Origin of the sequence: Cohnella lubricantis (assembly GCF_014212015.1) — a bacterium.
GTDB lineage: Bacteria > Bacillota > Bacilli > Paenibacillales > Paenibacillaceae > Cohnella > Cohnella lubricantis.
Genome location: NZ_JACJVN010000050.1, coordinates 23,782 through 36,837 on the forward strand (window position 1 = coordinate 23,782; position 13,056 = coordinate 36,837).

Consider the following 13,056-nt stretch of genomic DNA (forward strand, 5'->3'; position numbering starts at 1 on the left):
GTCCAAGGAGGCTATTGGCATGCAGCAATCTACGATGAATCGCATCATATGGGGACTGATCATGGTCGGCGTCGGAACCGTATTTCTACTCAATCAGACGGGGACGATCTCCATCGGCATCGGCGAATTTCTCGGCTTATTCTGGCCGGTCTTTCCAATCTTGTTCGGTATCCAAGGGCTTCTTATTCAGCGCAAGGGAGGCTTCTGCTGGAATTCGATCGTCATCCTGGCAGGCGTCTTCTTCTTGGGCCGCAATTTGGGCTTGTTCGATTGGGACATTGGCGACATTATCCGAATTATCGCTCCCGTGATGATCATTATTTGGGGCTTGCGCATGCTGGTTCGCACCGGAGGCCGAACCCGCCCCGATCACCAGACGCCGGAAGGCTGGAATTCTGTGACGCCGCCGATTCCGCCGGCGCCGCCCGTCCCGCCGGCCCCGCATGAGCCGCAGGCTCCGCTCGAGACGACGTATGATCGGGAATCTCCGAATCCTGCGCGCGCCGCGGCTTCCGGAACGCTGCCGCCGCCGCCGATAAGCAGCCATTATCAACAGCCGCCTTGGCGGAGCGGTACTGGCTTCGCAGGGCGGGAGAATCATTCTCGGTTCATCGGAGATTTCGTCATCGGCCAGGAATATTTCGAGCTGCGGCCTATGAGCATCTCGCATTTCATCGGCGATACGAAGCTGGATTTGACTAGGGCGCAGATTCCTTACGGCGAGACGAGAATTTATGTGTCCACCTTCATCGGGGACGTCAAAGTGTTCGTGCCGGAGGATTACTCGTTCGGCGTGCGCGTCGTATCAAGCAGCTTGATCGGGGACGTCAAAGTAATGGAACAGAAGCGCGGCGGATTATTTAATCAGATCAACGTAGAGACGCCAAGCTTCATGGATGCCTCTAAGCAGGTCGTCCTGGTGGTCAGCACCTTCATCGGCGACGTTCGCGTCACGAAGGTAGGTTAACCGGATGCGGGGGCTCATACGCAACAGCAAGAGGGAGTGGGCTTTCTACTCTGGCTGCGCAACTCTTGTGATGATGGCGCTCGTGTATATTGGGTGGACAAGGACGCATGGCAACCTGCCGGACGTTCAATGGTGGACAGGGTGGGCCGCCGGACTGCTGCTCGTTGACGTTGCCGTGGCTTATCTGTTAGGGAAGCGTGCCGAGCGGCGGATCGATCAATTGCAGTTAGCGATGAAGCAAGCTGCCTCGAACCAAGGGAGCGTAAGATTGCCCGAGCTGAAGGCCGATGCTTTCTCGGAGACTTATCTTGACTTCAATCGCTTGATGGAGAGACAGGACGCCAACATGAAGCTGCTTCGCGCATTCGGGGAACAGCAGGTGCTGGAAGAAGCGCCGACGCAGGAAGAAGCCGTTCTGGAGGAGCGCCGCCGGCTAGCCCGGGATTTGCACGACACGGTGAGCCAGCAGCTGTTCGCGCTCCATATGGCCTCCTCATCCCTTCCGAAGCTGATGGAGCTTGCTCCGGAGCAAGGCCGGCAAGTGATGCAGCAACTGATTGTCATGTCCTCCTCGGCTCAGAAGCAGATGCGCGGCTTAATCGCGCAATTGCGTCCGATGGAGCTGCAGGGCCGGTCGCTGGCCGAAGCGCTGGATCGCTGGTTCCCCGATTATTGCCGCCAGAACGGGCTTCAGGGAACGTTGGACCTGCAGGAGAATCTGAAGCTGTCTGAAGCGATGGAGTATCAATTGTTCCTCATCATCCAGGAAGCGATGGCCAATGTCGTTAAGCATGCCGAGGCGAAGGACGTCCGGCTTGCGCTTGGCGAGACGAACAGCCAGATCTCGCTTCAGATCGAAGACGACGGTTCGGGCTTCAGGGCCGAACAGATTCGTACGGGGGCTTACGGCTTGTCCACGATGCGCGAGCGGGCGCAGAAGCTCGGAGGCGACGCGGAGATCTTGACGAAGCCGGGCTCCGGCACGCGAGTTCGCGTATGGTTCCCCAAAATATGAGCTCCATTCGACCTTGAAAGGAGTAGTGAAGATGAACGCGGACGAACAATGCAAGGTGATGATCGTAGACGACCACGAGATGGTCCGGACCGGTCTGCGCACTTATTTGATGCTTGAACCTAAATTCCAAGTCATTGGCGAAGCTGGGAGCGGAGAAGAGGCATTGGAGGCGTTATCCCGCGGAGGATTCGAAGGCGCCATGCCGGATCTGGTCCTCATGGATCTAATGATGCCGGGCATGGACGGCGTCGATGCCGCCCGTGAGCTGCTGAAGCGATACCCGGCCCTTCGCATTATGATCTTGACCAGCTTCCTCGAGGATGACAAAGTCGTTGAAGCGATTGAGGCCGGGGCAGTCAGCTACGTGCTGAAGACGGTGTCTGCGGAAGAGCTGATCTACGCGATGCAGGGAGCTATGCGCAGCATGCCGGTTATGAGCGGCGAGGTCTCGCAATCGCTGACGAGAGGTCTGCGCAGGCGTTCTTCGCAGGAGGCTGGCGCAGGGCTGACGGAACGGGAGCGGGAAGTGCTGATGCTGATCGCCGAAGGCAAGTCGAACAAGGAGATTGGGGATGAGCTGTTCATCAGCATCAAGACGGTTAAGACGCACGTCAGCAACCTATTGGTCAAATGCGAAGCGGAGGACCGCACCCAGCTCGCCATCTATGCTCATCGCAAAGGCTGGGCTAAATAGCATAAGAAGGCGGGAATTCGGACAAGCTAGATCTATATGCAAGCAGGTCTATGAGGGCTGGCTCATCTATTCGCTCAGTTCCTTCTTCGGCCTTCATCGACAACGAGAATACGCGCCCTCCGGATAACCGGAGGGCGCTGAGGTTTTTCCGGAGAGAAGCTCGAGTATGTTCATCTTCCGTTCATCTTTTAGTTCAAGTTCAGTTCGGTTTAATATACCTTTAAGGTTAAAAGGCGAATATAGAGTCAAGCACAGCGCATAACCATTCGCCGCAACAGGCGAATATGGCGATACTGAGGAGGAATGAACGATGGATGATCAATTCAAGAGACGCGACGACGATTTGTTTGGGTTTAGATATAGCGAAGACCGCAGCCGTGAGAAGCAGCCGGAGGAGAACGGAGCGCGCGAGGCTCAAGCGGAGCGCATCGAAGTAGGCGAGGGATCGGATTATCGCTCCCGCGTCGCCGGCCGCGAAGATGAGGGTGCGAACCCGGAGGAGACAACGTATACGTATGGCCCGTTCGGATCCGCATCCGGCTCAGGCTACGGCGCAAGCGACAACGGCGGCCATAACCTTCCGTCGAACCGCGAGTACCGCCCGTTCACCGTATCCGGCGGCGGACGCAACTGGGAGAATCCGCCGCGCAGACGCTCGCCGCTCCGCGCGATGTTCGCCTCCTTCCTGGCAGGAGTTGTCGTTGTCGGTGCCTTAATGTTCGCCTCTGACCACTACAATTGGTTCTCGGATACGGCGCTAGCGAATAACGCTGGCCCAGTGCAGACATCTAACGCCAAGGCGGTCAGCAACTCGGTTAACAACGCCGTAGACACGGTTCGCCCGAACAATATCTCCAAGATCTTCGAGCAAGCGAGTCCGGCCGTCGTCAAGATTGAGACCTATCAGAACGTACAGTCCAATTCCGGCGGCAACAGTTTGTTCAACGATCCGTTCTTCCGCCAATTCTTCGGGGATGACTATGGCGGCGGCGGCAGCGGCAATGGCAGCAATGGAGGCGGCAGCGACGACAACCTCCAAGAGACAGGCATGGGCTCCGGCTTCATCTTCGATTCAACCGGTTATATTCTGACGAACGAGCACGTCATTGACGGCGCCGCTCAAGTCAAAGTAACGGTTAACGGCTACGAAGAACCGTTCACGGCGGAGGTTCTGGGCAAGAGCTTCGATCTGGACTTGGCTGTTCTGAAGATCGAAGGCAGCAACTTCCCGACGCTGAAGCTGGGCGACTCCAATGCGATGAACATGGGCGACTGGGTCGTTGCCATCGGTAACCCATACGGATTCGACCATACGGTGACGGTTGGCGTGCTCAGCTCGAATGAACGCGAGATCTCGATTCAGGACACGAACGGCACGCGCAATTACGAGCACCTGCTGCAGACCGACGCGTCTATCAACCCCGGTAACTCGGGCGGTCCGCTCTTGAATCTGAACGGCGAAGTGATCGGCATCAACACGGCTGTCAGCTCGGAGGCGCAAGGTATTGGCTTCGCGATCCCGACGAGCACGATCAGCGAAGTGCTGGAGAACTTGAAGACGAACACGGAGATTCCGGCGAAGCCGTCCCCGTTCATCGGCGCGACGCTGGGCGATCTGACGCAAGGCTTGGCAAGACAGCTCGGCCTCAGCAGCACGAACGGAGCTTACGTGAACAGCGTGCTCTTCGGATCTCCCGCTTACAAAGGCGACCTTCGCCAGTATGACGTCATCACCGGCATCGACGGCAAGTCTTATAAGTCAAGCCAAGAGTTAATCGACGTCATCCAGTCCAAGAACGTCGGCGACAAGATTACGCTCAATATCGTCCGCGCCGGCAAGAAGATGGACCTCACCGTCGAGATCGGCGACAAGAATCAGTTCGAGAAAGAGCAGCAACAACAGCAGCAACAATAAGACGACGGCGATCCGGGCGCGGAGAAGGGGGCAGTCTTTCGGGACTGCCCCTTTTTGAATACAATGGAACTATAATGATAAGAACTTTATGGCAATCAGGCATTCATACCATGGACCTAAAGGGGTATACCGATGAGACCGCATATTGTAGTCATTGACGATGATGAGAAAATTACTTCTTTGCTTCGGCGGAGCCTTGCGTTCGAAGGCTACGAAGTGACGACGGCGCAGAACGGGCAGGAAGGTCTGCATGTCTTGCTCGGTCGGCATGCCGATCTGGTCATACTGGACGTCATGATGCCGCAGCTCGATGGCTGGGAAGTGTGCCGCCGCATGCGGACTGCGGATATTCATTCGCCGATCTTAATGCTGACGGCGAAGGACGACGTACAGGATCGCGTGAAGGGTCTGGACTTGGGCGCAGACGACTACTTAGTCAAGCCGTTCGCGCTGGAGGAGTTGATGGCCCGCGTGCGGGCGCTCCTTCGCCGCCGTCCGGAGCAGGCGGACGACCACAGCCAGCTGCGCTACGAGGATTTGCTGTTGGACGTGGACGCGCGGGAAGCTGTCAGAGGGGACAGACGGATCGAGCTGACGGCCAAAGAGTTCGATCTGCTGCATCTCTTCATGCAGAATCCGAAGCGGGTGCTGTCGCGCGATCAAATTATGGAGCGTATTTGGGGTTATGATTACAGCGGCGAATCGAACGTGCTGGAGGTCTATGTGGCCATGCTGCGCCAGAAGCTGGAGGAGCATGGCGGCAAGCGGCTCATTCAAACCGTTAGAGGGGCCGGGTACGTTCTGAAAGGGGACAGCTGATCCGCCATGTCCATCCGGCTTCGACTGACTTTGTGGTATTCCAGCCTGCTGGCTGCGACGCTGATTGTGTTCGGCGTCCTGGTTTATTATGTCGTAAGCATAAACACAATGAAGGACCTTAAGACCAGGCTCCACGATGAAGTCGCGGCGGTTCAGCCTTATGGCGCGCCGGGCCAGAATGGGGTAGAGCTGAGGTTCACCACTCCGGCCACGATCGATTACAATTTGACCGGCATTCAGATCGTCAGTTATTTGAACAGCGACGAAGGCGCAGTGACTTCCAAGACTTTCGGCTATGGTACCAATCTGGATTATCCGGCTAAGCAAGACGCCAAAGTACGTTATGTCACAACGAAGCTGGAAGGCAAACCCTTCTTGCTCTACGAGACTCCTGTCAGAGTGAGAGGGAGCGACAAAGTGATCGGACTCCTCCAAGTCGCCGCTTATATAGGCAAGGAAGAGAATATGTTAGCGGCGCTGAGAACCATTCTGTTCCTGGCGGGAGCCGTCGGCTTGGCATTGGCCTTCCTGCTAGGCATGTTCCTCTCGCGCAAGGCGCTGCGTCCGATCGGCCAAGTCGCGCGGGCGGTGGAGCAGATTCAGAGCGGCTCCGACCTGAGCGTCCGTCTTCCGGTAGAGAACCAGGACGAGATCGGACGGCTGTCACACACGCTGAACCATATGCTTGCGCGGATCGAAGGGGCTTACAAGGGGCTGGAGGAGACCTACGTCGCGCAGCGCCGCTTCGTCTCCGATGCTTCGCACGAGCTGAGAACGCCGCTGACGACCATTCGGGGGAACGTCGATTTCCTCGAAAAGGTATGGGAAGCCGCGAGCCTGAAGGCGTTCGCTTCGAACCCGGACGACACGCAGTCGTCTTCTTCCTCCAATCTTAGCCTCGAAGAGCGCGAGCAGCTGTCGAAGGAAGCGATTCATGACATTGCCGACGAGGCGCGCCGCATGAGCCGGCTCGTCAATGATCTGTTGTCGCTAGCGAGAGCGGACGCCGGCTACGATATGCCGATGGAGCGCGTAGAGCTGAAGCCGCTCGCCGAGGAAGCCGCGCGCCGCGCCGTCTACCTGCCGCGCACGGCGGATTGGAAGCTGGGAAGCCTCGACGTACTCGAAGGAGTTGCGGTTCGCGGCAATCGCGATTATTTGCTGCAGCTGTTGTTTATTTTCATCGAGAACGGGTTCAAATACACGCCTTCCGGCGAAGTCCGGCTCGAAGCGCTCCGCAAGGACGATATGGTTGGTCTAGCCATTGCCGACACAGGGATTGGCATCAAGAAGGACGAAGTTCCCCGCATCTTCGATCGCTTCTACCGCGTGGACGTCTCCCGAGGTCAGACCCAGGGAACGGGACTGGGGCTGTCGATCGCCAAGTGGATCGCGGACATGCACGGCGCCACCCTGGAGGTTCGCACGAAGCTCGGAGAAGGCACGACATTTATCGTTTGGCTTCCTGTCGACTTTTCCCGACCCGGCGATTACGGTATAATAGAACCATCCGTACGCCCGCAGCTCCCGGAGAGGGAGTCTTGAGAACATCGGAGGGCGAGAAAGCAGGGCTGGCAATGGAAGTTGTGAAGATATCCCCAAGGGGTTATTGCTATGGCGTGGTGGATGCCATGGTTCTGGCGCTTCAGACGGCCCGGAACCTGGAACTGCCGCGCCCCATCTATATATTAGGAATGATCGTCCACAATAGCCACGTGACGGAATCGTTCAAGGATGAGGGCATTATTACGCTTGACGGACCGAACCGGCTGGATATTCTGGAGCAGGTCGATCAAGGCACGGTCATCTTCACCGCCCACGGCGTGTCGCCGGAGGTACGCAAGCGCGCCCGCGAGAAAGGCTTGACGATCGTAGACGCGACATGCCCTGACGTAACGAAGACGCACGACCTGATTCAAGAGAAGGTGGCGGAAGGGTACGAGGTCATCTATATTGGGAAGAAGGGGCATCCCGAGCCGGAAGGCGCGCTTGGCATCGCTCCGGAGCATGTGCACCTCATCGAGAAGGAGCAGGATATCGCGGAGCTGTCGATTCGCGGGGATCGGATTCTAATCACCAATCAGACGACAATGTCACAATGGGATGTTCGGCAGCTTATCGCCAAGCTGCTGGAGGCCTATCCGTCGGCGGAGATTCATAACGAGATCTGTCTCGCAACGCAGATTCGGCAGGAAGCCGTTGCGGAGCAGGCGGGCCAAGCACAGCTCTGCATCGTGGTCGGCGATCCCCGCAGCAACAATTCGAATCGGCTCGCGCAGGTCTCTTCGGAGATCGCAGGCGTTCCGGCCTATCGGGTGGCGGATGTGTCGGAGATTAAGCAGGAATGGCTGAAGGGAGTGGACCGCGTTGCGGTCACCTCGGGCGCATCGACGCCGACTCCGCTGACGAAGGAAGTTATTCAATATTTAGAGCAATACGATCATTCCAATCCTGATACATGGGAGATTCGCCGAACGGTCAACATGAAGAAGCTGTTGCCTGCCGTAAGGGAGAAATCGATCTAGGAATGGAGGCACTCTGGCGCCGCAGACAGAAGAAAGGAGCGCCTATGAATAAACTGCGCAAGCTGCCGCGCTGGCTGAAGTTCCAATACGTCAAGCTACTCCGTGCCAAAGGAGGAGCATCCGTCGTCGCAATGGGCTTCGCTATCGGGCTGTTCGTTGAAATGTTTAATCTGCCGACCTATGGGACGTCATTCATTCTCATTTTTCCGCTGAACTACATCTTGAGAGGAAGTCTCGCCGCATCGCTCGTCGGATTCATCTTCGGGAAGATCATCTATATTCCAATGGCGTTCGTGAACAATCAGATGGCCAAATGGGTGCTGCCTCAAGATTTTGCGGTGAATATCTCATTCCTGCCGAATTACATTAACCACTTCCTGTTGATGAACTTGAAGCTGATCGTAGGCGGCGTGATCGACGGCGCAATTCTGGCTTTGCTATGCTACTTCCCGATCCGGTACAGCATCAATGTGTTCAAGCGCAACCGCCGCGAGAAGCGAAGATTGCAGCGCGCCCGCGCGGATGCGAATGCGGTCTAGCGATAGGCGAGAAGCAGTCGAATATGGAAGGCAGGCAATTGACAACCTGCCTTTTTTTCGATATAGTTGCTTTAGCACTTAAAAGCGTATAAGCGTCGAAGCGTATAAGCGTTAAAACATACAGGAGAGTGAATGGCATGATCGTGATTACTTCACCCCATATTTCCGAAGAGAGAGTCGCAGAGATCGTTCACCAAATTGAGAAGACAGGCGTTCAAGCGCACGTGTCCCGCGGCGTCGACCGCACCGTCATCGGCATTATCGGCAAGGCGGATCCGCAATTGGCGGAGCACATCCGCTCGATGCGCGATGTCGAGAACGTGATCAAGATCTCGAAGTCTTACAAGCTGGCCAGCCGCGACTTCCATCCGGACGATACGATCATTGAAGTGAAGGGCGTGAAGATCGGCGGCGATAATCTCGTGGTCATGGGCGGCCCTTGCGCGGTCGAGACGCCGGAGCAGATCGACGAGATCGCCCGTCTCGTGAAGGCGGCCGGAGGCCAAGTGCTGCGCGGCGGCGCGTTCAAGCCGCGCACGGGTCCTTACAGCTTCCAGGGCATCGGCATTGAAGGCTTGAAGTGGATGAAGGAAGCCGGAGACAAGTACGGCCTGCTCACGATTACCGAAGTGATGACGCCTGAGACCGTCGAGGTCTGCGCCGAATACGCCGACATTCTGCAGGTCGGGACGCGGAACATGCAGAACTTCGATCTGCTTCGCAAATTAGGCACAATTCAGAATCCGGTGCTGCTGAAGCGCGGCTTCAGCGCGACCTACGATGAATGGCTGAACGCGGCCGAATACATTCTGGCGGGCGGCAACCCGAACGTTATGCTCTGCGAACGCGGCATCCGCACGTTCGAGACCTACACTCGCAATACGTTCGATCTGGCGGCGATTCCGGTTGTTCAGCAGCTCTCTCACCTGCCGGTCATCGCCGATCCAAGCCACGCGACCGGCCGCCGCGAGCTGGTCGAGACGATGTCGAAGGCGTCCGTCGCGGCGGGAGCGAACGGTCTCATTATCGAGATGCATACCGATCCCGACAATTCGGCGACGGGCGACGGCGTCCAATCGCTGTTCCCGGACCAGTTCGCCAAGCTGCTCAAGGAGCTGGCGCAGCTTGCTCCGCTTATGGGCAAGCGTTTCGATACGGAGAAGGCGGCAGTTAGTGAATTCTTGACCTGGAAGAAGTAAGCTCGAGCAGCTTACCGCATGAACAAGAGCCGTCTTCTAGGGCCGGATTCCGGGCCTGGAAGGCGGCTCTTCGAATTGATCACACGGGCAGTCCTAACGCTTGCCGCCCCGGCATGGGCTGTCATTCGATCCTATTCTTCCGGAGCGAAGCCGCGCATACTGTTCATCAAGGGAGGTGAGCGTATGAAGCTTACGCTTGGCGTCTTGGATCAGTCTCCGATCGGGCCGGGAGAGAATGCGCAGGCGGCGCTGCGGCATACGCTGGAGCTGGCGAGTGCAACTGATCGCATGGGGTATTCGCGGTTCTGGGTGTCCGAACACCATAATGCGCCGGGGTTGGCCGGCTCGTCGCCGGAGGTGCTGCTGGCTGCGATCGGAGCGTACACACGCCATATTCGCATCGGATCCGGAGGCGTGCTGCTTCCGCATTACAGCCCTTATAAGGTTGCGGAGAATTTCCGCGTGCTTGAGGGGCTGTATCCGGGGCGCATCGATCTCGGTATCGGCCGCGCACCCGGCGGAATGCCGCTCTCGTCGGTCGCGCTTCGCGGCGGCGCGCCGAAGCAGCCGGACGAGCGGTTCCCCGAGTCGCTTCGGGAGCTTGCTTCTTATCTGGAGATCTCGCCTCCGCTGGGACGGGAGCATCCGCTCGCGGGGTTAAAGGCAACGCCGCTGGTGGAGACGGTGCCGGAGCTGTGGCTCCTCGGTTCGAGCGGTTATAGCGCGGCCGCTGCGGCACAGATGGGCAGCGGCTTCTCGTTCGCGCACTTCATTAACGGCTATGGGGGCCAGGGAGCCGTTCGTGATTATCGGAGACACTACCGTCCGGGTCCGCTTGGCGCGCAGCCGAAGGTGAATGTCTGCGTGTTCGTGATCTGCACGGATTCCGACGCGGCTGCCGAACGGGAAGCGTCTGCGATGGACCTGCGGCTTCTCTATCAAGAGAAGGGCGAGTTCGGCAAGCCGTTCCCGACGCCGGAGGAGGCGTCCGCTTACCCGTACAGCGAATGGGATCGCACGAGGATCGCCGAGAATCGGCAGCGGATGATCGTTGGCGGCCCGGATCGGGTGAGGAGCGCGCTGACGGCTTTTGCGGCCAGCTATGGCGCAGAGGAGGTAATGGTCAACTGCCTCATGTCAGATTTCCGGCTGCGCATGCGCAGTTATGAGCTGTTGGCCGAGATGTTCCCGCAGAGACAGCGCTGACCTCTTTCGCCAGTCTCACAACCGATCGCCTGCTTGCCGGCGGCGCTGCGCAGGCAGGCGAGAGGAACTGGCATGTTCGGATTCTCATCAGGAAGTTCAGAGGAATCTGTTACAAAGCGATGAAGAGGCCGGAATACCTATCACCGCTGCACATGGATAAAGAAAACGCTTTAACGCTTGCTGGGAAAGGAAAGTAACCTTTTGCGAAAGTGTGAGGATAGCTTACACTTCCACAAAAAATACCTTACATAACTATTGACGCTCCCTAATAACGAGAATTATAATAGCGTCAGTTAGAAGGTTAAAGTAGAACGTTTAACACAAAGTAAGGACTTAATGTTCGGAAATGGGGAGGAAATTCGAAGATGTCCGTTCAAAATGTATTGGATTTGATCAAGGAAAAAAACATCGAGTTCGTTGATTTCCGTTTCATCGACCTGTCCGGCCGCGCGCACCACATTACGCTTCCGGCTAGTGAAGTCGAAGCCGAGACTTTCGTTAACGGCGTTGCGTTCGACGGTTCCTCGATCCCGGGCTTCCGCGGTATCGAAGAATCGGACATGGTCATGATGCCTGATGCAGAGACGGCTTATGTCGATCCGTTCACGGCACATTCCACGCTGATCATTATGAGCAACATCCATACGCCGGACGGCGAGCGCTATGAGCGCGACCCGCGTTCGATCGCTCACAAAGCCGAAGAGTATCTGCAACAAGCAGGTGTCGGCACCGACGCATTCTTCGCTCCCGAATCCGAATTTTTCATTTTCGACGAAGTTCGTTATGAGTCCACCATGAACTCTTCTTCCTTCTTCGTTGACTCTGAAGAAGCGGCTTGGAACACGAACCGCAAAGAAGATGGCGGCAACCTCGGCTTCAAAGTAGGCGTCAAGGGCGGATATGTACCGGTCGCTCCGGTCGATTCCCAGCAAGACATCCGCAGCGAGATGGTTCGCCTGCTCCAAGAATCCGGTCTTCGCGTCGAGCGTCATCACCACGAAGTCGCTACGGCCGGCCAAGCGGAGATCAACTTCCGTTTCGACACGCTTACCAAGACAGCCGACAATCTCATGAAGTACAAATATATCGTGCACAACACGGCTCGCCAATATGGCAAAGTCGCCACGTTCATGCCGAAGCCTATGTTCGGCGACAACGGAAGCGGCATGCACGTTCATATGTCCATCTTTAACGAAGGTACGCCTTTGTTCTGGGAGAAGGGTGCGTACGCTAACCTTAGCGAAATCGCGCTGAATTATATCGGAGGTATCCTGTACCACGCTCCGGCCCTGATCGCCATTACGAACCCTTCCACGAACTCGTTCAAGCGTCTCGTTCCGGGCTATGAAGCGCCGGTTAACCTGGTCTTCTCCAAAGGCAATCGTTCCGCGGCCGTTCGCATTCCGGTTGCTGCGGTTACGCCGAAGGGCTGCCGTATCGAGTTCCGTACGCCGGACTCCACGGCGAACCCGTACCTCGCCTTCGCGGCAATGCTGATGGCAGGTCTGGACGGCATCAAGCGCAAGATCGACCCGCGCGCTCTCGGCTATGGACCGTTCGACACGAACATCTACGAACTGTCCGACGAAGAGAAGAAGGAAATTCGCAGCGTTCCAGGCACGCTCGATGAAGCTCTGGACGCTTTGGAAGCCGACTATGCATTCCTCACCGAAGGCGGCGTCTTCACGAAGGAATTCATCGACAACTACGTCGGGTTCAAACGCGCCGAAGCCAAATCGGTTGCCATTCGCGTGCATCCGCACGAGTACGGCCTGTACTTCGATTGCTAATCAACTGCGGCATATGCCGCTAACAGGAGAGCTCCCTTCGGGGAGCTTTTCTTTTGTTGATTGAAGGCGCTGAAGTGCTTGATGAGCTCTCTATTGGTGTCGAAATGTTATACGCGTTGGTTTATCAGCCTAAGCCATCACCCGGGGGGAATGGGAATTCCAGCATCCGCTCGTAGCTTGGCCGGCGGCCGAGATGCGTGCGGAACAGCGTGACGCCGCCGGCTGTCCAAGCGAGCGCATCGCTGACGCCGACGCTTGCGCCAGCCCCGGCGCCTGCGGCGTCCGCTGGCGCAAGCGCCGCGACGGCGCGGCGCCATGCGGCGGCGATCGCCGAAGGCTCGCCGCTGCCCGGCCCGCCGTTGCGCGCGAGCGTGACGTGCGCGCGCA

12 protein-coding genes are annotated in these 13,056 nt (G+C 57.4%); 11 read left to right on the forward strand and 1 reads right to left on the reverse strand.

Features of this window, described 5'->3' with window-relative positions:
* Nucleotides 1-19: 19 nt before the first annotated feature.
* The 11 genes from liaF to glnA all read left to right on the forward strand — a co-directional run bounded on the left by liaF (nt 20) and on the right by glnA (nt 12,669).
* Nucleotides 20-967 (forward strand): cell wall-active antibiotics response protein LiaF, encoded by a 948-nt coding sequence (gene liaF / locus H4Q31_RS12535; protein ID WP_185179402.1) that lies wholly within the window; start codon nt 20-22, stop codon nt 965-967.
* A gap of 4 nt (nt 968-971) precedes the next feature.
* On the forward strand, nt 972-1,982 hold the full coding sequence (locus tag H4Q31_RS12540) for a sensor histidine kinase (protein ID WP_185179403.1): 1,011 nt from the start codon (nt 972-974) through the stop codon (nt 1,980-1,982).
* A 31-nt stretch (nt 1,983-2,013) separates the two neighbouring features.
* Nucleotides 2,014-2,676, forward strand: coding sequence for a response regulator (locus H4Q31_RS12545; protein ID WP_185179404.1), 663 nt, complete (start codon nt 2,014-2,016; stop codon nt 2,674-2,676).
* 310 nt (nt 2,677-2,986) lie between these two features.
* Nucleotides 2,987-4,591, forward strand: coding sequence for a S1C family serine protease (locus tag H4Q31_RS12550; RefSeq protein WP_185179405.1), 1,605 nt, complete (start codon nt 2,987-2,989; stop codon nt 4,589-4,591).
* Nucleotides 4,592-4,723: 132 nt separating this feature from the next.
* Nucleotides 4,724-5,410 (forward strand): response regulator transcription factor, encoded by a 687-nt coding sequence (locus tag H4Q31_RS12555; protein ID WP_185179406.1) that lies wholly within the window; start codon nt 4,724-4,726, stop codon nt 5,408-5,410.
* Nucleotides 5,411-5,416: 6 nt separating this feature from the next.
* Nucleotides 5,417-6,955, forward strand: coding sequence for a sensor histidine kinase (locus H4Q31_RS12560; protein ID WP_185179407.1), 1,539 nt, complete (start codon nt 5,417-5,419; stop codon nt 6,953-6,955).
* 32 nt (nt 6,956-6,987) lie between these two features.
* Nucleotides 6,988-7,935 (forward strand): 4-hydroxy-3-methylbut-2-enyl diphosphate reductase, encoded by a 948-nt coding sequence (locus tag H4Q31_RS12565; protein ID WP_185179414.1) that lies wholly within the window; start codon nt 6,988-6,990, stop codon nt 7,933-7,935.
* A 44-nt stretch (nt 7,936-7,979) separates the two neighbouring features.
* A complete protein-coding gene (locus H4Q31_RS12570) occupies nt 7,980-8,474 on the forward strand; it encodes a DUF2062 domain-containing protein (protein ID WP_185179408.1) in 495 nt (164 codons plus the stop codon).
* A 137-nt stretch (nt 8,475-8,611) separates the two neighbouring features.
* Entirely contained in the window at nt 8,612-9,673 is a 1,062-nt protein-coding gene (gene aroF, locus H4Q31_RS12575) for a 3-deoxy-7-phosphoheptulonate synthase (protein ID WP_185179409.1), read from the forward strand.
* Nucleotides 9,674-9,856: 183 nt separating this feature from the next.
* The gene (locus tag H4Q31_RS12580; protein ID WP_185179410.1) at nt 9,857-10,879 is read left to right on the forward strand and encodes an LLM class flavin-dependent oxidoreductase; all 1,023 of its coding nucleotides are present in this window, start codon (nt 9,857-9,859) and stop codon (nt 10,877-10,879) included.
* 365 nt (nt 10,880-11,244) lie between these two features.
* Entirely contained in the window at nt 11,245-12,669 is a 1,425-nt protein-coding gene (gene glnA, locus H4Q31_RS12585) for a type I glutamate--ammonia ligase (protein WP_185179411.1), read from the forward strand.
* A 124-nt stretch (nt 12,670-12,793) separates the two neighbouring features.
* Here glnA and H4Q31_RS12590 read toward each other — a convergent pair.
* Nucleotides 12,794-13,056, reverse strand: a 263-nt coding sequence (locus tag H4Q31_RS12590; RefSeq protein ID WP_185179412.1) for a hypothetical protein, incomplete at its 5' end; no start/stop codon positions are given.